This window comes from Pseudoflavitalea rhizosphaerae (genome assembly GCF_003991355.1).
GTDB classification, from domain to species: Bacteria; Bacteroidota; Bacteroidia; order Chitinophagales; family Chitinophagaceae; genus Pseudobacter; species Pseudobacter rhizosphaerae.
In genome coordinates this window covers 268,361-290,579 of the sequence record NZ_RCSU01000008.1, presented here as the reverse complement: position 1 = coordinate 290,579, position 22,219 = coordinate 268,361, and the positions used below count along the sequence as shown (strand labels likewise).

The following is a 22,219-nucleotide window of genomic DNA, read 5'->3' as shown; positions in this document are numbered from 1 at the left end:
TGTATAGGTTATTGAAGCGGAATTATCAGCTTCGCTATGAACGTATCGTTTTCTCTTTTTACATCTAATGTTGCATTGCCGGGATAGAGCAGGTCCAATCTTCTTTTTACATTTTCCAGTCCGATGCCACTGGCGCTGTGCTGCGGAATCAATGAGGGGACTGCATTGGTAACTGCAAACTCCAGGTGCTCACTCATTAATGTTGCTGCAATATCGATTGTCCAGGCGCCGCCTGCATATTTGAAAGCATTCTCCACCAGCGGCAAGAGCAGGAGCGGGTAGAGCTGCTGCTCTTGCAGGCCCGGATCAAAATTAACGGATAGTTGTAGTTTCTCCGAGCTGCGTATTTTTTGCAGATCGATATATTGTTGCAGGTAACTGAGCTCTTTACTGATGGATACGGTCTGTTGCTGATCGTATAATTGATAGCGCAGCAGGCCGCTGAACTGTTCGATGCTACGTTTGGCGCCGGTCAGGTCTTCGTCCATCTGGAAATAGATGGTGTTGAGTGCATTAAACAGGAAATGCGGGTGGTACTGGGCTTTCAGGAATTTCAGTTCTGTCTGGAGCTGGTCGTTGGTGATACGTTCAAGTTTCAATTGCTGATCGATATAAGCCTGAATAAAATTATTTCCCCGAGCAATAGAATAATATAAAAGGATATACAATGCCACTACAACATTAGCGATGCTGAAATCGCTTAAAGAAACAGGATCATCAATCAGATAGTGGATGAAAAAAAGCATAGGATTCATACTGAGCAGGGCTACCAGCAGTATGATGAAGTACTCGCGCATCACATTACTGATATTGAACACTGATGTTCTTTTGCTGAATTGCTGAACCAGTTTGTGTAAAAATGGAAGGGTGATACAGGTGATGGCCACTACGCAGATGATCTCGATGGCATTTTGTTTCCAGGGCCTTAGCCAGAACTTTGTTCCATCATTGGTATCGGTAACCACCCTGATGGAAAAATAGATCAGCAGGCCGAACATTACCGGGAATGCATATCTCCAGAACCATTTCATTATTGTTGTTTTAGGTTACCGGCTTTCATCCCGAACAGCCATCTGCTCAATCCAAATGGCCGGATGAATACATGAATTAAAATTATACTAATGAAGAATGTCAGCAAAACGGTGAACCCGTATTTCATTAAGATCGTGTCTGTGGTGCGGATCACGTAATAAGTAAGGATCACGATCACGGTCTGGTGCAAGATATAAAAAGGATACACCATTTGATTGAGATAATTCAGACTGTGATGCGGACGATTAAGGTATCGTTTTCCATAACCTACCAATGCAAATACCCAGGCATAAGCCATTAATGGATACACAGCAGTGTAGAATTTCGTATGGATCCCATCTTCCAAATCATTCCATCTCCAGTAATTGATAAAGAGAATGCTGGCAATGCCAACAGCCAGTGAAATGCGTCGATTGCGTTCAAGGCTGTTCATCAGACCGGGATAACAAATACAAATAAAACCGCAGAGCAGGAAGAAGAGCCAGTAGAAGAAATAGCAGTAATCATGGATCAGGTCGTTAGTGGCGGGGTTTTCCCAGGCGAAAAAAGTGTAAATCAGAACTCCGGGAATGGCCAGCAGGTAAATATTCCATCCGGACGACAACCAGTTGAACAACTTTGTCAATCCTTGCCGCTGGTGATTGCGGACCATCCAGCTGAAGAACGGGGCAAAGATCACATCATATACGAAGAGGTAGGCGATGAACCAGAGGTGGTGCCAGCTGAAATTGCCTATGGGATAGGACTGGAACTTGAAAATGGATGGATAGAAGTCCCAATAGCTACCTGTGTACCCCTGGGAAACCCTCTCCAGGTATACCTGGGGCGGCACAACGATCAGGATGCCCGCCAGCAGGGGAATGAAGAGTCTTCGGAAACGGAGGCCGATAAAGGCCGTTCCGCTTCGTTTCTGGAGCATGAACCAGGTTACGGTGCCTGAAATGAAGAAAAGGAGGGGCATTCTGAACCTGCTGAGCCAGAAATTAAATTCCATCAGCAAGTTACTGGTCTGGTTATTCTTGAGGTGCCAGCCCCATTCCGCCACGTAAGGCATGGCTGAATGGAAAAAGAGAACCCCGAGGATGGCGAGGATTCGGAGCCAGTCCAGATAAGCCTGACGGGCGGTTTGTGTTTGCATACATTGGTTGTTTCAGCAAACCTAATCCCGGGCCGGGGAGGGGTAAAATGTGTTTGACGACTGGACGCTTTGGGGTGACAACAGGAAAATGTATTGTGTACGATTTGTTTATCTGACACATGACCAGTAATTTTGCCCCTCTTTAAAACCATAAAACCGGATGGCAAGAATAATAGCATTTCGTGATGCACTGCGGGAAGCAATGAGCGAAGAGATGAGAAAAGATCAGAATGTGTTTCTGATGGGAGAGGAAGTTGCTGAATACAACGGTGCATACAAAGTAAGCCAGGGTATGCTGGATGAGTTCGGCCCCAAGCGCGTTATCGATACCCCGATTGCAGAATTGGGCTTTACAGGTATTGCAGTAGGTGCTGCCCAGAACGGGCTTCGCCCCATTGTAGAGTTCATGACCTGGAACTTTGCTGTACTGGCGCTGGACCAGATCCTGAATACAGCATCGAAGATGCTGGCGATGAGTGGCGGTCAGATCAGTTGTCCGATCGTATTCCGCGGAGCCAATGGTTCTGCCGGACAGCTCGGCGCTCAGCACTCTACAGCTTTCGAAAGCTATTATGCCAATATCCCCGGCATCAAAGTGATCTCACCCTCCAACCCATATGATGCGAAAGGCTTGCTGAAAGCAGCTATCCGCGACAATGACCCCGTAGTGTTCATGGAAAGTGAAGTGATGTACGGAGAGAAAGGTGAAGTACCTGAAGAAGAATATATCATCGAGATCGGAAAGGCCGACATTAAAAGACCAGGCACCGATGTTACCATCGTTAGCTTCAATAAAATGATGAAGGTTGCCCTGGGCGCCGCTGCTGAACTGGAAAAAGAAGGCATCAGTGCAGAGGTGATAGATCTTCGCACCATCCGTCCGCTGGACTGGTACACGATCCTCGAGAGCGTTAAGAAAACAAACCGCCTGGTGATCGTAGAAGAGCAATGGCCTATGTGTGGTGTTTCTGCCGAGATCGCATATCGTATCCAGAAAGAAGGATTTGATTATTTAGATGCTCCGATCCGTAGAATCACAGCTGCTGATGCTCCGTTGCACTACGCACCAAACCTGGTGGCTGCTGCGCTGCCTGATGTGCCACGTACTGTGAAGCTGGTTCAGGAAGTGATGTATATGAAGAAATAAAAGAGAAGAATCTTAATAGAAAATCCCGGATTATATCCGGGATTTTTGTTTTTAAAATCCTCCCGTTTTCTTCGAATAAGATATCCGATCAGCCATATGCCCGAGCTTATGTAGCCCATACCTGTATCCGGTTACGCTCACAATAAGGAGGCTCAGTAATAGTTCAACTGCCTGTTGGATACAAAAGGCCGTCGTTTGGATAAACATTTCTTTTGGCTTAAATTTGATTAAAATGAAAGGATATGGGAGTAGCCACTTTGGATAAACAGATAAACCAATACCTGGGATATCTAAATACCGAGCAAAAAAAAGCTGTACTTGGCGTTATGAAAACATTTGCATACGAGGAGGAATCCTTGTGGAAGGATAAGTCATTTGTTGCCGAAATGGACAAGAGGCTTTTAGAATTGGAAAGTGGAAAAGTAAAAGGAATTACATTAGATGAGCTGGAAGATTCAGCACGCAAGCACTACAAAAGCAAACGAAAAAAGTAATGAACTACAGCTACAAACTACACCCACTCGTTCAGGATGATTATAATGAGGCTTATGAATGGTATGAGGATCAGCAAAAGGGACTAGGGGAGCGATTTGTAAAAGCTGTTAGAGCCAGGATAAACGAAATTCTGATAAATCCCGAGGTGTATTCAAGTAAGGGAAATAGAAAATTTAGAGAAGCTCAGGTTGAATTTTTCCCGTACTTAATTGTGTATAAGGTAAGCAAAAAAAACAAAGAGCTTCTTATCACTTCGATTCACCACATGAAAAAGCGCCCCCGAAAGAAATACAGAAAATAGAATTCAGTAAATAACAGCCTTTAACTATAAACTTAGTAATTCGCTTTTTTGATAGGCATCTATACAAGAATTATTAATTAATATATTTCAGTTCCAAGGTATCTTTTGGAGTAAAATACCCGGTCTGCCATTTGCTGAAGTTTATTAAGCTCACAAAAGAAATAATCGATATCATCTTTACTAATTATTACGTCTGAATGGTATCGGTAAGAAATGTAAATCTTTCTCAGTATAAATAACCGGTCGCGCCCCTGCGAAGTTTCTTTCGAAAACACATTGGCGGCTTCGTCATTATGAAAACGAAGTATACACAGCATTCTGTCCAGGTTATGCAGGCCATACCTGAATCCTGTGATATTCATAAACAGCATGATCAGTAATTGCTCTACTGCCTGGTGAATGCAAAATGCCGCCATTCCATAATTCCCAAATCGAAATTGTACACCTGCCATTTGGCTGAATATTTGCGATCTTTCGTACCAGGGGAAGAGTTCCGATTTGTCTACTTGAGTTTCCGTTTTTTTATTGATTGCGGTTTGGATATGGTCAGCCGGTTGCCATTTTTGATAAAGGATTGTGCCGGATTGAAGGGCGCGGATTGCAAAAGGAGTATTTTGTTCAAGTTGATTGTTGAAAGCAGCAGGAGATAACCAGATGATTGTAAGTCGGCATAAAGCTTTACACCGTTGTTCAAGCATATCCAATACATTGCTGCGATCAATATTGCTACAGTCTGCAATTACAAGCAGGTTTATTTCTTCCGGATAATTTATTTCAGTGAAAGAGTTGTCGAAAATTGAGAATCTTCTTCTGTGTTTATCGATATAACCTAATACAATGATTTTATCCGGAGATATAGCATTGACGATCTTGCCGGGGATAATTTCTAAGGAGTGGATCAGGTTCATCTTCTCTTATTTTGTGGTTAGTAAATGGGCAGCTTCTACCAACCCAGCAATGCGGCGGAGAAATTCTATTAGCAGCCATTTGTCTTCTTTGTCTAATTCGCCATAGGATTCAGTAATTGTTGTGTCCCGCAGATGTTCGAGGTCTGTGCGGACTTTTTCGATGGAATCGCAGTTGAAGAATTTTCGGATCTGAAGAAGAGATTCGGAAAGAGTTTCGTTGTCAGGTAATTGCGGAGCTGTGTTTGTAGTTGATTTCATGTAAAGAGAATTTGAAGTGAATGAAAGGAGTGAATTGATTTTCTCCTACAAAGTAAGGGTGCATGAAAGCCGTAACCTACCGCCGGGCTGCCGTAGTTTACGGAAGAAAAAAGATTTGCCTGACGCTATTGTATAGCCGTTTTCCCGATGTTAATCCACAGCCATAATTCGATTGGATTTAATATATTTGTTCTAATAGAAAATTAATCATGGAACAATCCTTCGCCAAACGCCCGGTTCATATGGGCCAAAACATTCAGAAGTTCAGGCTTATTCGTGAGAAAAGTCAGGGTGATGTTGCCGCAGAGCTGGAGGTTAAGAGAGGTAAAGCTGTGAGCCAGCAGTTTGTTTCTGATCTGGAGAATAAAGAAACGATAGAAGATGATGAGTTGTTGAAGCAGATTGCAGAGATTTTGAAGGTGGACGCAGAAGTCTTGAAAAAAATGGACTGGGACGCCGCCATTAGCATCATAGGAAATACGTTTACAAATAACGACTATTCGCAACAGCAGTTTGCTACGTTTATTCAGAATTCACCAGTGTATCATCCCTTGGATAAGCTGCTGGAGTTTTTCGAGAAAGAGAGGAGTGATTGGAAGAGTGAAACCGAAGCCCTCAAAGCAGAACTTGCAAAACTTAGAGGAGAAAAGAAATAATAAAATTGAGCCGCCCCTTGTAGGCGGCTTACTTATTCCAGGTTCTTTGGGTTAATAATGAAGCAGAATGCGGCCTCTGATTACGCATCAAAATAAGAATACCAGTATTTCGGAATTGGCAGAAACTTACCCTAAGGAAATTTCCAGACCTACCGGTCAAAAAACATCCAGCAACTGTCAGTGCAACTGGAAATTTCTGTTGTTGATCCGAAAGCTGATCCGAGAGAACAGTATTAACAGGATCGATAGAATATTAGCTCTTCCGCTTCATAAACTGCGTTCCTCACATAGTATCGCTCTACATCCATTCTAAAAGCTCTCTGCCTGACAGCCCATACAACAGCCGTCAGACTGGGAGTATACGCTACTTATAGACAGAGGTTTCTATAGGAGCGTATAGAGATGAGGTGGAGTTGATCAGGAATTGAACTGAAGAACAGATGGAAAGTAGTAAATGAGAAATGGGCGAAGGATAGATAAGAGATTGTATCAAGATGGTATTGTAATTTGGTAAGATAATGTGCGTTAGGATTGAAATGAAAGTGAAGAAGTGGAAAATAATGCAAAAATCCTGCCGCATCGGCAATAGAATGTTAAGGGAAGAATTTCCCGGAAGTAATTTTCGATACCAGATTCAATAAAACAACTCTTTTCCGAAGGGTTTATCTATTCCAGTTGCTCTAAAGCACCAGCAATACGAGAAGCGGCAGACCAGTTGACATATGCGATCGGATCGATCATAACCTTTCGGTTGAAATTATTGGAAGTATGTTGCTGCTGTACTCTTTTATTCAGCAGCATTGGACGATGTTTACCTGGCCAGGGTCTGGCAAGTTTCTTTTTATACTTTGTTCCGGCCTGTTGTGTTACAGGAGTTAATACCGCAATCAGGTCAGCGGCAAAATACCGTCTGTCTTTCGTGAACCAGCTTGAATTTGCCGGAGCTTTTGGATTACGCCTTTCTTTGGCGGAAAGATCACTATGGATCAATCTGACCTGTAAAGTCATCATGAGAGTTCCATTGCCTTTTACCGGCGCTTCCATATTCAAGCCGGTAAAAGGCTGATCAAGGATGATAGTAGCTGTTGTACTAACGGAGTCTATTATCCGCCTTGTGGTAAAATCGATTTTCACAGCAATGAGCTTTACCTCCAGGCTGGCAGCTTTTATCGAAAATCCGGGCAATGTTTGCGCAGGAATGTGAAGCATGTTGTTGTCATCAAGAACAGGAGCAGCCCTGAAGAATTTGCGGATACTGGTAAACTGGTTGAACTGGTATCCCTTCAAGCCCTGTATTCCTGATTCAATCAGAGTTTTGTTGAGCCGGTTCACACGGCCTCTGTCTCCGTAAACATCCAGATGTTCCGCAAATGCTCTTCGCACCAGACTGCCTTTACTGCTGGCAATTCCGAAATTTCTTGCGGCCTTTCTGGTGGCAACGGTCTGGTGTACTTCATCGGGCATACTCCGTATGAAATGAACGCCATTGCGCTTATATCCGATCACATTTCCGATCCTTCCCGTAAATGGGAATTGTCCTGTTTGTTTAGCCATAACAAAATGGTTTTACAGATTAATCAGTAATGATATTAGTGGTCGGGAGTGAGGGCGGTTAATTAGGGTACCAAGAGAGAATTTTCCAGTTATAAGCGTATCGTATTAGTAAACATTTAGTTTTGAAGGTACAATAGTATTGATTTTTTTCTAAATATTGATATTGCCAACCAGCATTGTTACCATCTGCTTACAATCGTCTCGTGATATCTTGAAGATAAAAAATCATATTATGAAAGAAGCAACTTCCATTGAAGAACAGATTCTTTACAACTTGCAATATTTGACCACCATGCAAAAAAAGGCCGTACTGAATATAATTAAAACTTTTCTTCTTGCAAAAGAATCCCATTGGAATGACAAGACTCTGGATGAAAGAAGATTCAGGCATTTGTGTGGTAAAGACAAGTCTGCCACCTGGAAGCAAGTACATGAAACAATACTTAGAAGAAGGAAATCTAATGAGCTATAAAGTGCTCGAACTGACAATTAATGCCGAAGATGAGATCAGGAGTATTCACTGATGCACCCGCGGCCCCTGCGACGAGCATTTGTAAAAATGAGGCCTCGGAAACATAAGCGAAAAAGCAGAAAAAAGAACTACCGTCCCATCTTTCCATCCACAGTCAAATTCATATTCTCCCGCGGCGGTATGTTTCCCAGTCTCATTTTTACAATGCGAGGAGTCAATTAATTAGGCTGCAGCCTGCTATCCACCGGATCGCCCCATTCCACAGAATCCAGACAAGGCACAAAGTTCGGATACCTCGGCGTCACCCATTCCTTAAACGCTTCCGCGGTTTTGATGATCGTGCGCTCATGCGTTACATCGTCCACAATCGTCAGTGTGAAATCACCAGTCCTCAATACCTGGTAAACAGTGAAGAATCTTCTTGCTCCGGTAGAAAAATAGACTTTCTTGTTATTGTAGTAATCGTCAGGCCAAAGGCTTTCGAGCCAAACATCATTGATGTACAATTTGTACTGTGGGTTTAACATGGGATTGATCCGGGTATTGTGTTAATGAAAAAACGTATAAAAACAAAAACATGCCGGCGCTTCTACGCAACCCGGCATGTTTGCTTGCTGATATGTCAGATCGACTATTCTAAGATCTTAAAAGCGGAAGAACAAAGTAAAAGGAATGCATAAATGCATCCGAGCACTAATCCGCCTAATATTGTTAATCTCATTACAACCTTGCCAACTTTTGGCTGTGGTTGAAGGTTCAAATGGGTTACCTTCATAAGGACATTTTGGGGTTAATAATTGTTTTCAAAGGATCTTGATCTTATCAACTCTAAAATACTATTACTGCTTCGTTTATGCAAGGGGGTTTTACTATCAAATTGTTGTTTTTTTACGGTTACCATCTTTTCAGCTCATCTTTATAAAAATCCCACTCCGGCGTGGAAATGAGCCTGTTGGCCTGTTGCACATTGTACCAGGGACTGCCGTCCTTATTCGCATAATTTTTCAGTATATGAATGCTTTGCGCAGGCATATAGCTCTGGGCCAGCATATAGTATTTTTGGTTCATATCATCCTTATTCACCACTACGTCCATTACTATCACTGCATGACCGGGGGAGCCGCCGCGGATCAGCACATCGCCGGGCTGAATATCTTTGAACCAATGAACAGTGCGCAATTGCTGTGCCAGTGAAATGGTGCCGCACCAGGAATAGACCGTTTGCAGGTACCGTTCAAAGGCGGCGGAGTCGGGGGAAGGTGGACAAACATACATCCTGCCGTTATTGTCCGCGAATTTGATCTCTTCGAACCGTCCCTGGCTATATAACCAGGAGGCGCGAAGCCGCATCACGGCATCGGCGCATTGCTGGAGGTCTCTGCGGCCAACGGGAATATCCAGCACCGCATACTGGGCATCCTGATTTGCTTTGAGCTGACCATTGTAGAGGTAAACGGCGTTGTCTTTTTTGAGGGATACATTCCCGAGCCAGGTGGCAAAGCCGGTGTCGGTTCCATTGAACCGCCGGCATCCTTCCGGCGGCGGCATCTCTGAAACGCGGGTGGGAACTGGTTTTGACGATGTCTTTCCCGACGGCTGGCCGGCGGTTGAAGCTGCGTCCTGGCAGCTACTTAAAACCGGCAAAATAATTGATAGTAAGAAGAGCTTGTGCTTCATGGAGGTTTGTTATTTTTACGCACCCTGAAGGATCATCAACCGGCATTATTCCACAGCAATAACTTGTTAAATATTATGTCAAATATTTTAATCATCGACGACGAAAAAGCGATCCGCAAAACCCTCTCCGAAATCCTTTCTTATGAAGGCTACAAGATCGAAGAAGCAAGCGACGGAGAAGAAGGATTGAAGAAGTTCAAAGAAAGGACCTTTGATGTGGTGCTCTGTGATATCAAGATGCCTAAACTGGATGGCATCGAGTTCCTGGACAAAGCCCGTGAAGTGAATCCCGATGTTCCGGTGATCATGATCTCCGGCCACGGTACCATCGAAACGGCCGTGGAAGCAGTAAAGAAAGGCGCTTATGACTATATCGCCAAACCACCAGACCTGAACAGGCTGCTGATCACCATCCGCAACGCCACCGATAAAACCAACCTGGTTGCCGAGACCAAAGTGCTCAAACGCAAAGTGGGCAAGGTGGAAGAGATGATCGGTGAATCCGGTCCGATACTTCGTATCAAAGAAACCATCGATAAAGTAGCGCCTACCGATGCCCGTATCCTCGTAATGGGTGAGAACGGGGTAGGTAAGGAGCTGGTGGCGCGCTGGGTGCATGAAAAAAGCAACCGCGCTTCCGGTCCGCTCATAGAAGTGAACTGCGCCGCTATTCCCAGCGAACTGATCGAGAGTGAGCTTTTCGGTCATGAAAAAGGTTCGTTCACCTCCGCCGTTAAACAAAGGATCGGCAAGTTTGAATCCGCTCATGGCGGCACCCTTTTCCTGGACGAGATCGGGGATATGAGCCTGAATGCACAAGCCAAAGTGCTGCGCGCACTCCAGGAAGGAAAGATCACCCGCGTGGGCGGCGATAAAGATATCAGTGTGGATGTTCGCGTGATTGCGGCTACCAATAAGGACCTGCTGAAGGAAGTGGACGAGAAGAATTTCCGTCTTGATCTTTATCACCGTCTCAGTGTGATCATCATCCATGTTCCATCGCTCAATGATCGCCGTGATGATATCCCATTACTGGTAGATAAATTCCTGGGTGATGTTTGCGCCGATTATGGCATCGCTAAAAAGTCCATCGATAATGATGCACTGGAAGCGCTCAAAACCCATAACTGGACAGGTAATATCCGCGAACTGCGTAATGTGGTAGAGCGGCTTATAATACTCTCCGGGAAAAATATCACTGCGGAAGACGTATATGCATATGTGTTACCGAGGAAATAAATAGTTGAATTCCATGTTTTTATACGGTTTGGTGAAGCTTGGTTTTAAGTCTAAATTTGCTAAGAATCAAATATGTAACTATGGATTGGAAAACACATATATCCTCAGAACCATCAATATTATTTGGCAAAGCTGTCATTAAGAATACAAGAATACCGGTTGAGTTGATCCTTGAGAAATTAGGTCACGGTTATTCTTTTGAGAGTTTGAAGCAAGCATATCCTCGTTTAACCAATGATGATATATTGGCATGTTTGCTATTTGCGGCGCACCTGGAAATGATGCAGGGAAAATTCTCCGTTATTAATGATAAAAGATTACGTATAAAAGAATGACCTTCAAAATCCACTACACCTAAGTAGTGTTTTTTTGCATTTAGCTATTCCAATTGGTTCATCCCACTAAATAGTCGCAAAGGACAGCAAGGCATCCTTCCCATTCAGCAATTTCACATTATGCGGAATATGATGCACCAAACTGGATGAAGAAAAGTAAATCTGCTGGCTGGAAAAAATCGTCGATAATTTCTGAAGATATTGTTTAAGGTCATAACGGATCAGGTTGGTCACCAGGTGGAAGTAGACCTGCGTAATTCCCTGCTGTGTGTTCTTCATCACTTCCAATACTTCCAGCGATACATTCCTGCCCATATACACAGTGGGAACGCCTTGCTTCTTCAATAAATATTGCATGAAAAGAATGGAGATCTCGTGGTATTCTTTCTCCGGTGTAAAGAGCAGCACTTTCCTTTCAGGATGGCAATGTGCCGGGCAATCCAGTCCATCTATTGCCAGATGGATTTTCTTAATGATCAATGCACTGGCAAAATGTTCCTGGCAGGGGTGGGCCTTGCCGGCCAGCCAGAGCAACCCCATCTGGCCCAACAACGGGAACACCACATTGAACATACCGCGCTCGAAACCTGCATGCAGCAGGATCGTATTCAATATCTTTTCAAACCGGGGCTGATCAAAGTCAAGCGCAGCTTCGGTCAGCTGGTTCACGTAGATCTCGTAATTCTCACAATCGGGACGAAGCTCCAGTGCATGCTGGCGGATCTCATCCTGCGTCATACCCGCGATACGGCTGATCTTCATGCCCCTGTTATAGAGGTAGGCCACGCGAAGGATATATTTCAGGTCCTCACAATCATAGAACCTGTGTTTGCTTTCCTTTCTTTTGGGATTGAAAATATTATGTCTTTGCTCCCAGATGCGGAGCGTATGGGCCTTGATGCCCGTCATGTTCTCGATATCGCGGATGGAAAAAATATTCATATTATTTGTAACGGGTGGGAATTTATTACAACTAATGTTAATGAGCAAATTCTGTTTGCCCGGGTAGAACTATGCAATCCTTCGGCCAGTGGTGGAATATTACCTTCAGAATCAGGCTTTGGTGATAAAGGATATAGCCTTATTTTAGCAAATAATTGGTTTTTACCCTCCAGTCAACGTTAAACGGAGTGGTAATTTTGTAAGATTCCTCATAAACAAAGACAGCATGAGTTTACATGATCTGAGCATTATTATCCTGGTATCCCTTTTGATCGTACTGCTGCCTGCTATCGGGTTGGCAAAACTGTTCGAGAAAGCAGGTATCCCTTCCTGGAAAGCATGGGTGCCCTTCCTCAACACCTGGGAAATGCTCAAAGCTGCGCGTTACAAACAATACTGGTTCTGGATACAATTCATTCCTGTACTCGGTTGGTTCATCAGTATCTGGATACTGGTGGAATTTGTAAAACTGTTCGGTAAATACGGTTTCCTGGAACATGCCGCCGCCGTATTGTTGCCCTTCATTTATTTCCCTTATATCGGATTCAGCGATAAAACAAAATTCCTCGGTTACGAAACTGCCCGCAAGCATCGTAAGAGCGCGGTGCGCGAATGGGTGGATGCTGCCGTATTCGCCATCGTGGCCGCTACGCTGATCCGCACATTCGTGTTCGAAGCGTATACCATTCCAACCGGCTCTATGGAAAAGACTTTGCTGGTGAATGATTTTCTTTTCGTGAGCAAGTTGAGCTATGGCCCTCGTATTCCCAATACACCACTGGCATTTCCATTTGTGCATCATACCATGCCTGTAGTGGGAGGTAAGTCATATTCAGAAGCTATTCATCTTCCTTATACGCGCTGGTTCTCCAGCCCGGTGAAGAGAAATGATGTAGTAGTATTCAATTTCCCTGCCGGTGATACGCTCACGGTGGAATATGATTCAAGGATCCCTTATTATGATCTCGTAAGAGAACAGGGCCGTGAAAGGGTTTGGAACGAAAATACTGTGATCACACGCCCGGTTGATAAACGGGAGAACTATATCAAACGATGCGTGGCCATCGCCGGCGATACCATCGAACTGAAAAATGGAATTCTGTACGTGAACAATGAGCCCGGCTTTGTGAGTCCCACTGCAGCCACTTATTATCATGTCCGATTCAACAATGTGATCATCGAGCCCGAAACACTGCGTGAGCAGGGAGTTCTGCTCAATATGGCCGAAGGCGATGCAGACCTGCAACCGATGGGAGGATTCGATTATCGCATCAATCTTACTCTGAATGAACTGGAGATCGTGAAGAAGATCCCCGGATTCGTTTCTGCCGACAAGGAGATCCTTCCGGCATCGGAGGATATCTTTCCAAACAATCAGGCCATGTTCCCCTGGAGTGCAGATAATTTCGGTAAGCTCTGGATCCCGAAGAAAGGCGCCACCATTCAACTCACACCTGAGAATATCGTGCTGTACAAACGCGCTATCAGCGTGTATGAAGGCAATACCTGGGAAGAACAGGGAGGAAAGATCTATATCAATGGCGAGCCTGCTACCAGCTATACATTCAAGATGGATTATTTCTGGATGATGGGCGACAACCGTCATAAATCACAGGACAGCCGTTACTGGGGATATGTACCCGAAGACCATGTGGTAGGTGAAGCATGGATGATCTGGATGAGCTGGGATAAAGGCGTTCGCTGGAACAGGCTGTTCAAGACGATCCACTAACATGAAGTCAGCAAATTATCAGTTCTCTTATACTGTATATGATTCCATCAGCGAGCTGGAACCATCCGATGCCTGGTTGCTCAACGAGGCCAGGGAGGTGAGCCAGTACGCTTATGCACCTTATTCAAATTTCCTGGTTGGAGCGGTAGCCAAACTCGCCAATGGCGAGATAGTGGCCGGTTCCAACCAGGAAAATGCCAGCTACCCCGCAGGCATATGCGCAGAACGCGTACTGCTCAGTACCGCTGCCAGTATGTATCCCGGCATTCCCATCGATACCATCGCTATCAGTTACCAGCAGGCCAATGGCCCCAGTGATCATCCGGTAGCGCCATGTGGCATCTGCAGACAAAGCTTACAGGAGTTCGAAGGCCGGGTTAACCAGCCGATCCGCCTGATCCTCGCAGGCATGGAAGGAAAAGTATTTATTATTGAGAAGGCAAGCTCGTTATTGCCGCTGGCGTTTACGCAGGAAGAGTTGCTGTGATTAATTCCGCTGTTNCGCAGGAAGAGTTGCTGTGATTAATTCCGCTGTTGCCAGTCGCTCGCCTCCCGGCGAGTGACCTGTATTTGTTCGCCTCCGGCGAACACCGCGTCGCCGGAGGCGACTAAACAAAAGTCACTCGCCAGAGGCGAGCGACTGGGCACACCATGAGTAATTTCAAAACTCCAGTTGCACGTCCGTGGCGGCATAACCAACACAGGTGAGGATCAGTCCTTTTTCTGTGTCCTTGTCCGTTAGCACTTCATTGTTCGTCATCTTCACTTCTCCACTTACACAGCGCGCGGTACAGGTGGCGCATCTTCCGGCCTTGCAACTGTAGGGCAGCTCAATCCGGAGGTCGAGGGCTGCCTGCAAAATAGAGGTAGGATAAATAACGTCAAACCTGTAATCTTTCCCATTGTATTTCAGTAATACTTTTTTGGGGCCGGGATCGATCACCAGCGCGGGTGGCGGGAGTACGGGAATGGTGAAATGCTCTTTGAAGATCTGTTCTTCTTCGTACCCCATCACGCGTAGCGTGAACTGTACCATCCGCATGAACGCGGGAGGTCCGCAGGTGTAAAAAAGCGAGGGAGGTTTGTTTTGATGATGGTGGAATGGCTTTGGTTCGTGGTATCCAACAAGCTGTTCCAGCAAGCCGTTGTTGAGCCTGCGGGAAGGCAGATCATGCAATAATGGATGACTTAGCAGATCAACGCGGGTGAATTGTTTCGGATACTGTTTTTCCAGCAATTGTAATTCACGATGATAGATGATGGTGGTTTCATCATGGTTCTGGTAGAGCATCGTGATATGCGTCTTCGGCTCGGATGCCAGTACAGATTTGATCAGTGAGAACACAGGCACGATGCCGCTGCCTGCAGTGAGGAAGAACAGGTGCCTTTGCTCAGAGGGGTCCGTTTCGATGGTGAAACGGCCGGAAGGCGGCACAGCCAGCACTTTAGTGCCGGGCTGCCAGTGTTCCAGGATATGCCTGGATATCTCGCCGTTCTCTTTCCTTTTAACGGTGATGAACAATCGATCATCTACACCGGGCGCGGAGCCCATGGAGTAGGAGCGTCTTACTTCGTGGCCATTGAAATCTATAAGGAGCGTGAGGAATTGTCCGGCTTCATAGGCGATAGGTTCTCCATTCACCTGTTCCAGCACATAACTCTTTGCCTCCTTTGTTTCAGGCACTACTTCTTTTACGATCAGTTCCAGGAATTCCATGATCACTTATCACTGAGGTTTACAACGATCCGGCCCATTACCTTTCCTTCAAGAATGGAATCGATATAAATATCATTGAGTTCTTCAAGACTTACTTCTTTGGCGATGCCATTGAGCTTGTCTTTTATGTTCCAGGTGGTGCTGAGTTTATCCCAAATGGCCATACGCCTGATCATAGGCGTTTCAGCGGAGCCAACGCCCAGGAGACTTACGCCGTTGAGGATAAACGGGTACACGGTTGTAGCCAGCTGCGAGCTGCCAACCAGCCCTGTGCTTACAACATTGCCTTCGATCTGGCAGGCTTTGAGCAATGTGGCGAGTGTATTGCCGCCAACGGTATCGATAGCGCCGGCCCATTGGGAACGGAGCAGTGCCTTTCCGGTAGTATCGTACACCCATTCACGGGATTGAATATGCGTAGCGCCGAGACTGGTAAGGTATGCTTCTGCATTGGCCTTGCCGGTGATGGCGATCACTTCGTAACCGGCTTTGCTGAGGATGGCAACGGCCATGCTGCCCACCCCCCCGGTGGAACCTGTAACAACGATGGGTCCCTGCTGCGGATGTTGTCCTAATAATTCCATCTTGAAAAGTGCGGAAGCAGCCGTGAACCCTGCAGTGCCGAGGACCATACATTCCTTCAGCGTATAACCATCGGGTTTACGAACCACCCAGCCGGCCGGAACGCGGATGTATTCGCCGAATCCCCCGCAGGTGTTCATACCGAGATCATAACCGGTAACGATCACTTCTTCACCAACTGTGAAGAGTTCACTTCTGCTGATCTCTACTGTGCCTGCAGCATCGATGCCGGGAGTATGGGGGAATTTGCGGGTTATGCCTTTATTGCCGGTGGCGGAGAGTGCATCTTTATAATTCAGTGCGGAATAATGAACGCGGACCACCACTTCGCCGGGTGGCAGGTCGTCTATCATCCTTTCAACGATACTCCTTTCAAATTGTCCTTCTGCTGTTTCTGTTATCCATAGCGCTTTGAATGGCATAAACTTATTTCCTCCTTACTGATTTTAAAATGTAACTGCAAAATTCAGACCTGCCTTTGAATGCCGGGTCAGAAAAGGGTTTGAACGCCGTGGGCTACCCGCTTTTCCATTGCCAGCAGCCATTTCTTTCTCCACAATCCTCCTGCATAGCCCACCAGTTCTCCATTGGAGCCGATCACGCGATGGCAGGGCACAATAATGGCCACATGGTTGCGGCCATTGGCGGACGCCGCAGCGCGGATGGTCTTTGGATCGCCCAGCCTGCGGGCAATATCCAGGTAGCTGGTGGTTTTGCCAAAGGGAATATTCATCAGTTCGTTCCAGACCCTTAACTGGAACTCTGTTCCTTCCTGGCTCACAGGGATGTCAAATGTACGGCGATGGCCCTGAAAATATTCTATCAGTTCTTCTGTGACCTGGATGGCGAGTGGGGGAAGTTCCGGGGTAGGAGGTTGCTGCATGGCCTCTTCATCGTTATCCACAAAATGCAGTTCACTGAGATACTGGTCAGTACCTGATAACCGGAGCAATCCAACCGGGCTCTGGTAATATGTGGTAAAACTGGCAGGCATGGCTTTGGTGGTTACCCGATCTTCCAGCCGTTCTCCACTTTCCGTTCGGGTTGTAATAAAACTACATCTTTTTTATCAGTGTAAACACCCATGATCAGGCACTCGCTGAAAAAATTGGCGATCTGCTTTGGTGGAAAATTCACCACAGCCACCACCTGCCTGCCGATCAGGCTCTCCTTATCGTACAGGGCCGTGATCTGCGCCGATGTTCTTTTGATGCCCAGCTCACCAAAATCCACGGTAATTTGATAGGCAGGCTTTTTCGCTTTGGGAAAATCTGTAACTTCCATGATTGTTCCGATACGCATTTCGATCTTTTCGAAATCATCCCAGGTAATGCTCATCATTAATTTTTTTTCAAATAAAGACAAATAATATGAAAAGAACAGCAACAGCCGTATGGAACGGCTCCGGAAAAGAAGGCAATGGAAATCTGACTACACAAAGCACTACCCTGAACAAAACCCAGTACTCATACAAATCAAGATTTGAAGAAGGCGTTGGCACCAACCCTGAAGAGCTGATCGCTGCTGCACATGCGGGCTGCTTCACCATGAAGCTGAGCTTCGTTCTCGGCGGCGCAGGATTTACGCCTGATTCCATCGAAACCACCAGCACCATCACACTGGACAATGGCGTGATCACCACTTCACACCTGGTGGTGAAAGCTTCCGTTCCCGGCATCACTGCAGAGAAATTCCAGGAAGCGGTGAAAGATGCAGAACAGAACTGCCCGGTGAGCAAGGCGCTGAATGTGACCATCACTACAGAAGCCACACTGGGTTAATCATACTAAGGCATGTTTGATTTTTTCAGCGTGCCGGCAGTCGCTCGCCTCCCGGCGAGTGACTTTTTTTTTGTCGCCTCCGGCGACGCGGTGTTCGCCGGAGGCGAACAAATATTGGTCACTCGCCGGGAGGCGAGCGACTGGCAACCCCCGAAGAGTTAACAGGCACACCCGAAGAATTAATACGTCATAAGCTTTGCTAAATCGTTTTACCATCGTATTTTCAGTTCTTCTACTCATTCAAAACCAGATGGACTGAAACATGGAAAAGAAGCAAACGTCAGATCATGGCCGGCGGGATTTTATCCGCAATACATCGTTGGCTGCAGCAGGATTTTTTATCGTTCCCCGTCATGTGCTTGGCCGTGGCTATGTTGCGCCGAGCGATAAGCTCCGCATTGCCGGCATCGGTGTTGGCGGCAAGGGCGCCAGCGATCTTGCTGAATTCGTAAAGAGCCCCAATGCACAGATCGTTGCACTTTGTGACGTGGACGACCGCGAAGCAGCCAAGAGCCGCAAGCGATTCGACAAAGCGCCCTACTACCGCGATTTCCGCGAGATGCTCGATAAGGAAGGAAAGAACATCGACGCAGTTTCTGTTTCCACTCCGGATAATACTCATGCAGTAGCCGCTATTGCCGCCATGCAACTGGGAAAACATGTATATGTACAGAAACCACTCGCACATGATATTTATGAAGCGCGCATGCTAACGGAAGCAGCTAAACGCTATAAAGTGGTTACCCAGATGGGCAACCAGGGCGGCTCCGGCGATGGCGTTCGCAAGATGAAAGAAATGGTGGATGCAGGCATGATCGGGCAGGTGCATACTGTGCATTGCTGGACTAACAGGCCGGTATGGCCGCAGGGGCTTCCCACACCCTCGGGCACACACGAAATCCCCAAAGAACTCGACTGGGACCTCTGGCTTGGTCCTGCCAAAAAAATAGATTTCAATCCCGCTTACCTGCCATTCAACTGGCGTGGCTGGTGGGCATTCGGAACGGGCGCCCTGGGCGATATGGCCTGCCATATCATGGACCCTGTGTACCGTATCCTGCCCATCCTGTATCCCTCCGACGTAGAATGCAGTGTAGCCACCATCTGGCAAAAGATGTGGGATGATTCGGCTAACCCCGACAGTTGCCCGCCGAGCACCATCATCCGTCTTTCTTATCCCACCAATGACGGCAAGCATGTTATCAAAGTGAACTGGTACGATGGAGGTCTCTTACCTGCACGTCCGGACGAACTGCTGCCCGATGAAGAGATGGGCAACTGGGACGGCGGCGTGATCTTCGAAGGCAGTAAGGGCAAGATCATGGCCGATTGTTATGGCGCCAATCCAAGACTGCTGCCCACCAGGCTGATGAAGGAAAAGAAAATGCCGAAGGAAACCATCAAACGCGTTCCTGAAGGACATTATGTGCAGTGGGTGAATGCCTGTATTGCTGGTCATGGTAAAGGTGAGACCAGCTCTCCGTTCGAGTTTGCAGGTCCGTTTACCGAAAGTATCCTGATCGGCAACCTGGCTATCAGGAGTTTCCTGATGAAGAATCCCAACCTGAAAGGATGGGGCGATAAATATTTAGGAAGAAAGAAACTGTTATGGGACGCGAAGAATATGCGCATCACCAATTTTGAGGAAGCGAACCAGTTTGTGAAGAGAGAGTACCGGGAAGGTTGGACGCTGGGTGTGTAATCTTCTTGTTAGTATTTTGTTTTCTTGAAACTGAGATTGCCGGCATGCAAAGGAACAGTTTTGGTTACGCATCCTTCTGCCGGGATCGTGAATGAAGTATACTTAGGACTTTCCTCATCCGTTGTTTTGAAATAGAAGATGCACTCTCTTGCTTTGGGTTCATCGGCATATGGACCGTTGATCCAGAGCAGGGGAGAGCATGCTTTTCCTCCTGAAGGGATCAGGATATTCGGCGTCATGGTGATGGGGCCAACATGATACAGGATCAGGTCTGTATTGGTAAGGTTCTCAAAGCAGACATAGCCGTGGTAATTGCCGGTCTGGTCCTTGCAAAGATTTTTTTTCATATCGCTGCTCCTTACCTGATACACATCATCTGTGGCATTGACGGTGGCGCTACCGGAAGGTTGCGTCATGGTAGTAGTGGCAGAGGGGCTGCCAGAATTCCCGATCACACTTCTCGACAATTCCCTGAGTGCCGGCGTGATAGGTAAACTTCCTCTCTGAGCGGCGGCCATTGTGCCATTATTGATATCATACACTTTGATAGTAAGTTCAATCGACTTGTCGAGCAAAATAAATGTACCTGTAATAATGTGTTGAACACCTGCCATCTTTCCCAATTTCAGCGCTTCCTTCGGGTTACCAAGATTATCCACGGTAAATGCAATTTCCCGCTGGATCTCATCCATTCTGCTTTTGTCCACAACCTGCACATTGGCATTTACGAAATCAACTCTGAATGCATCGGCAATATAATTCCCAAGTTCGGTGGTATTGTTTTTGAGATCCACGAAATTGACAATGGCAACTTTCGGATTACCGATGCTGACCAACCTTTCAGATATCTTTCGGGTAAGCCTGTTGATGACAGTATCAAATTGCTCCTGCGCGTGGAGTGTACCGCTGCAAACGCAGATCAGCAGCAGCATAGTTAAGGTTCTTCTAAATTTCATGATAAAATTATAAGGTGATTTCTTTTGTGAGATAATCGAAGTAGAGGGAATCCATCATCAAATGGGGAATTTCACCATTCACCCAGTTGGTTCTAAATTGCTTTTCGTTGTTGAAGATGAGACTCCGGCTGGTGGTCTCGTAGATAGAGAGATGATAATTACCCGTTACCAGCCATAGGGATGTGTAATACTTATCTGGCTTCAGATTTAATTGCGATTCCATTATACAGATATATTTTGAAGGGAATCTATTGGTGACCTCTTGATATTCCGTATCGCTGAACTCCCGGAAATGTTGCACGAACTGTTTCCTGTTCATGACTGCAGGAGTTGTGATGCTGGCTCCCGGTTTTCTTTGTTGCAGCCACTGAGCGATCAATCCTGCCATGTGATTGCTCACTTGATCATTGCCGGTTGCAGCAACGGCGTAGTCTACTCGCGGAAGCGGCGCAGGGGATGTATTTATTTTTTCTGAAACTGAAGCGTGTTCCTTCTGTTCTTCGGTTGTAAATGGAATTGTGGTCCGGGGATCCAGATGAATTTTTTTTTGAGTCAGCAAAGTATCCTGAGCCGGTATGGGTTTCTTTTCTTCCTGGTACACTTTCCCTTCTTTTTCCGGTTCTGCGCTCCTTGCAAACTGAACGCCGATATAGCTTAGTGGCACCGATATGAGAAAATATACCAGCGGATTATTCATACCCTTATCCTTCATCCAACCAAACATCTTCGATGATCTGGTAGTTGTTCCAGGAGATTTGCCTTCCATTTTCTGTTGACATTATTTTGTGTACAATAGAGGGAAGCGATCAGTAAAAGTTTCAGTGGGTATTGGATGAAATGACGGGAAATGATGGATAAATATAATAAAGAAAAATAGAAAAAGAAATACAGATCCGGAACAATTAGATCATGAACCCATTTCAGTGAAAGTGGTATTATCAGACACAAAAAAATCCCGGCTGAAATATTCATCCGGGATTTTCATTTATAGTACACCGACATTATTTACCAAGATAAGATCTCAGCATCCACGCAGCTTTCTCGTGCTTCTGGATCAGCTGTGTGAGGTAATCCACCGTGCCAACATCTTTCAGTTTGTCTACTTCGGTGATCTTCTCACGGATATAGCGGGCCATTGTTTCGTGGTCGTCCAGGAGATTCTTTACCTGTTCGCCCTGTTTGGTAGTGGTGGATGGTTCTGTGAGATCGGTGAGCTTCAGGTATTCTTTCAGCCTGCCTTCTGCATAGTGCCCGATCTTGCGTACTCTTTCTGCAATTTCATCGATCACATCTTCCAGTTCCGTGTATAAGCTTTCAAAGAATTTGTGCATTTCGATGAAGTTGTTGCCTTCATAGTTCCAGTGGTAGTTCCTGGTTTTGGCGTACAACACAAATTCATCGGCCAGGAGTTTGTTCAGTATAAGAGCAATTTGCTGTGCGTTCTTGTCAATAAGGCCAATGTTCGCTTTCATGTCTTATAAATTTTAGTGTATTGATAATAGTTATCATCTTACCGATGAAGTAACAAAATTGCGACAGTAAAAGTTTGTACTAAGGTATTCGAGCCGGCGGCCCGGGCAGGGATATACGTTGCC

26 protein-coding genes are annotated in these 22,219 nt (G+C 46.0%); 11 read left to right on the top strand and 15 right to left on the bottom strand.

All coding sequences use genetic code 11. The features are described 5' to 3' along the window. Window positions 1–8: 8 nt before the first annotated feature. The gene (locus D9Y29_RS15805) at window positions 9–1,031 is read right to left on the bottom strand and encodes a sensor histidine kinase (RefSeq protein ID WP_127129878.1); all 1,023 of its coding nucleotides are present in this window, start codon (window positions 1,029–1,031) and stop codon (window positions 9–11) included. Continuing rightward, the gene (locus tag D9Y29_RS15800) at window positions 1,031–2,170 is read right to left on the bottom strand and encodes an acyltransferase family protein (RefSeq protein ID WP_127129876.1); all 1,140 of its coding nucleotides are present in this window, start codon (window positions 2,168–2,170) and stop codon (window positions 1,031–1,033) included. Before D9Y29_RS15800 ends, D9Y29_RS15805 begins: the two co-directional genes overlap by 1 nt. A 160-nt stretch (window positions 2,171–2,330) precedes the next feature. On the opposite strand from D9Y29_RS15800, the gene D9Y29_RS15795 reads away from it, so the two are divergent. The 3 genes from D9Y29_RS15795 (at window position 2,331) to D9Y29_RS15785 (ending at window position 4,113) form a co-directional block, all read left to right on the top strand. Beyond that, window positions 2,331–3,317, top strand: a complete 987-nt coding sequence (locus D9Y29_RS15795; RefSeq protein WP_127129874.1) for a pyruvate dehydrogenase complex E1 component subunit beta — start codon at window positions 2,331–2,333, stop codon at window positions 3,315–3,317. Window positions 3,318–3,559: 242 nt separating this feature from the next. Then, window positions 3,560–3,811 (top strand): hypothetical protein, encoded by a 252-nt coding sequence (locus tag D9Y29_RS15790; RefSeq protein WP_127129872.1) that lies wholly within the window; start codon window positions 3,560–3,562, stop codon window positions 3,809–3,811. Beyond that, the gene (locus D9Y29_RS15785) at window positions 3,811–4,113 is read left to right on the top strand and encodes a type II toxin-antitoxin system RelE/ParE family toxin (RefSeq protein ID WP_127129870.1); all 303 of its coding nucleotides are present in this window, start codon (window positions 3,811–3,813) and stop codon (window positions 4,111–4,113) included. Before D9Y29_RS15790 ends, D9Y29_RS15785 begins: the two co-directional genes overlap by 1 nt. Before the next feature lie 77 nt (window positions 4,114–4,190). Here D9Y29_RS15785 and D9Y29_RS15780 read toward each other — a convergent pair whose 3' ends face one another. Both D9Y29_RS15780 and D9Y29_RS15775 read right to left on the bottom strand, forming a co-directional pair. Further along, window positions 4,191–5,021: a HEPN domain-containing protein gene (locus tag D9Y29_RS15780; protein WP_127129868.1), complete on the bottom strand. Its 831-nt coding sequence runs from the start codon at window positions 5,019–5,021 to the stop codon at window positions 4,191–4,193. A 6-nt stretch (window positions 5,022–5,027) separates the two neighbouring features. Then, window positions 5,028–5,279 carry a hypothetical protein gene (locus D9Y29_RS15775; protein ID WP_127129867.1) on the bottom strand — a complete coding sequence of 84 codons (252 nt, stop codon included), beginning with the start codon at window positions 5,277–5,279 and terminating at the stop codon, window positions 5,028–5,030. A 209-nt stretch (window positions 5,280–5,488) separates the two neighbouring features. On the opposite strand from D9Y29_RS15775, the gene D9Y29_RS15770 reads away from it, so the two are divergent. Then, window positions 5,489–5,935: a helix-turn-helix transcriptional regulator gene (locus tag D9Y29_RS15770; RefSeq protein WP_127129865.1), complete on the top strand. Its 447-nt coding sequence runs from the start codon at window positions 5,489–5,491 to the stop codon at window positions 5,933–5,935. A 666-nt stretch (window positions 5,936–6,601) separates the two neighbouring features. On the opposite strand, the gene D9Y29_RS15765 is transcribed toward D9Y29_RS15770, so the two are convergent. Next, a complete protein-coding gene (locus tag D9Y29_RS15765; protein WP_127129863.1) occupies window positions 6,602–7,489 on the bottom strand; it encodes a hypothetical protein in 888 nt (295 codons plus the stop codon). Between the two features lie 232 nt (window positions 7,490–7,721). On the opposite strand from D9Y29_RS15765, the gene D9Y29_RS15760 reads away from it, so the two are divergent. Beyond that, window positions 7,722–7,961 (top strand): hypothetical protein, encoded by a 240-nt coding sequence (locus D9Y29_RS15760; protein WP_127129860.1) that lies wholly within the window; start codon window positions 7,722–7,724, stop codon window positions 7,959–7,961. 218 nt (window positions 7,962–8,179) lie between these two features. On the opposite strand, the gene D9Y29_RS15755 is transcribed toward D9Y29_RS15760, so the two are convergent. Then, entirely contained in the window at window positions 8,180–8,488 is a 309-nt protein-coding gene (locus D9Y29_RS15755) for a hypothetical protein (protein WP_127129858.1), read from the bottom strand. Window positions 8,489–8,855: 367 nt separating this feature from the next. After that, window positions 8,856–9,638 (bottom strand): DUF4846 domain-containing protein, encoded by a 783-nt coding sequence (locus tag D9Y29_RS15750; protein ID WP_127129856.1) that lies wholly within the window; start codon window positions 9,636–9,638, stop codon window positions 8,856–8,858. Between the two features lie 75 nt (window positions 9,639–9,713). Between D9Y29_RS15750 and D9Y29_RS15745 the strand changes: the two genes are divergently transcribed. Both D9Y29_RS15745 and D9Y29_RS15740 read left to right on the top strand, forming a co-directional pair. Next, window positions 9,714–10,877: a sigma-54-dependent transcriptional regulator gene (locus D9Y29_RS15745; RefSeq protein WP_127129854.1), complete on the top strand. Its 1,164-nt coding sequence runs from the start codon at window positions 9,714–9,716 to the stop codon at window positions 10,875–10,877. A gap of 80 nt (window positions 10,878–10,957) precedes the next feature. Beyond that, on the top strand, window positions 10,958–11,212 hold the full coding sequence (locus D9Y29_RS15740) for a DUF433 domain-containing protein (RefSeq protein ID WP_127129852.1): 255 nt from the start codon (window positions 10,958–10,960) through the stop codon (window positions 11,210–11,212). 66 nt (window positions 11,213–11,278) lie between these two features. Here the strand turns inward: D9Y29_RS15740 and D9Y29_RS15735 are convergent, their stop codons facing one another. After that, a complete protein-coding gene (locus D9Y29_RS15735) occupies window positions 11,279–12,154 on the bottom strand; it encodes a MerR family transcriptional regulator (RefSeq protein ID WP_127129850.1) in 876 nt (291 codons plus the stop codon). A gap of 226 nt (window positions 12,155–12,380) precedes the next feature. Between D9Y29_RS15735 and lepB the strand changes: the two genes are divergently transcribed. Together lepB and D9Y29_RS15725 are read left to right on the top strand one after the other, a co-directional pair. After that, window positions 12,381–13,886 (top strand): signal peptidase I, encoded by a 1,506-nt coding sequence (gene lepB / locus D9Y29_RS15730; protein WP_127129848.1) that lies wholly within the window; start codon window positions 12,381–12,383, stop codon window positions 13,884–13,886. Window position 13,887: 1 nt separating this feature from the next. Then, a complete protein-coding gene (locus tag D9Y29_RS15725; protein WP_127129846.1) occupies window positions 13,888–14,373 on the top strand; it encodes a cytidine deaminase in 486 nt (161 codons plus the stop codon). A gap of 174 nt (window positions 14,374–14,547) precedes the next feature. On the opposite strand, the gene D9Y29_RS15720 is transcribed toward D9Y29_RS15725, so the two are convergent. The 4 genes from D9Y29_RS15720 to D9Y29_RS15705 form a co-directional block, all read right to left on the bottom strand. Continuing rightward, a complete protein-coding gene (locus tag D9Y29_RS15720) occupies window positions 14,548–15,603 on the bottom strand; it encodes a ferredoxin--NADP reductase (RefSeq protein ID WP_241237956.1) in 1,056 nt (351 codons plus the stop codon). Between the two features lie 2 nt (window positions 15,604–15,605). After that, window positions 15,606–16,607, bottom strand: a complete 1,002-nt coding sequence (locus tag D9Y29_RS15715; RefSeq protein WP_127129842.1) for a YhdH/YhfP family quinone oxidoreductase — start codon at window positions 16,605–16,607, stop codon at window positions 15,606–15,608. 68 nt (window positions 16,608–16,675) lie between these two features. Beyond that, window positions 16,676–17,179, bottom strand: a complete 504-nt coding sequence (locus D9Y29_RS15710) for a methylated-DNA--[protein]-cysteine S-methyltransferase (protein WP_127129840.1) — start codon at window positions 17,177–17,179, stop codon at window positions 16,676–16,678. 11 nt (window positions 17,180–17,190) lie between these two features. Further along, on the bottom strand, window positions 17,191–17,526 hold the full coding sequence (locus D9Y29_RS15705; protein ID WP_127129838.1) for a tRNA-binding protein: 336 nt from the start codon (window positions 17,524–17,526) through the stop codon (window positions 17,191–17,193). 29 nt (window positions 17,527–17,555) lie between these two features. Here D9Y29_RS15705 and D9Y29_RS15700 point away from each other — a divergent pair, with 29 nt between their 5' ends. Beyond that, window positions 17,556–17,966 carry an OsmC family protein gene (locus D9Y29_RS15700; protein ID WP_127129836.1) on the top strand — a complete coding sequence of 137 codons (411 nt, stop codon included), beginning with the start codon at window positions 17,556–17,558 and terminating at the stop codon, window positions 17,964–17,966. 262 nt (window positions 17,967–18,228) lie between these two features. Further along, a complete protein-coding gene (locus D9Y29_RS15695; RefSeq protein ID WP_127129834.1) occupies window positions 18,229–19,668 on the top strand; it encodes a Gfo/Idh/MocA family protein in 1,440 nt (479 codons plus the stop codon). 8 nt (window positions 19,669–19,676) lie between these two features. Here the strand turns inward: D9Y29_RS15695 and D9Y29_RS15690 are convergent, their stop codons facing one another. From D9Y29_RS15690 to D9Y29_RS15680, 3 genes are all read right to left on the bottom strand, one after another. Beyond that, window positions 19,677–20,624: a FlgO family outer membrane protein gene (locus tag D9Y29_RS15690; RefSeq protein ID WP_127129832.1), complete on the bottom strand. Its 948-nt coding sequence runs from the start codon at window positions 20,622–20,624 to the stop codon at window positions 19,677–19,679. Between the two features lie 7 nt (window positions 20,625–20,631). Next, complete coding sequence (locus D9Y29_RS15685) at window positions 20,632–21,390, bottom strand: hypothetical protein (RefSeq protein WP_127129830.1); 759 nt, start codon at window positions 21,388–21,390, stop codon at window positions 20,632–20,634. A gap of 235 nt (window positions 21,391–21,625) precedes the next feature. After that, entirely contained in the window at window positions 21,626–22,096 is a 471-nt protein-coding gene (locus tag D9Y29_RS15680) for a Dps family protein (RefSeq protein ID WP_127129828.1), read from the bottom strand. Between the last annotated feature and the right edge of the window lie 123 nt (window positions 22,097–22,219).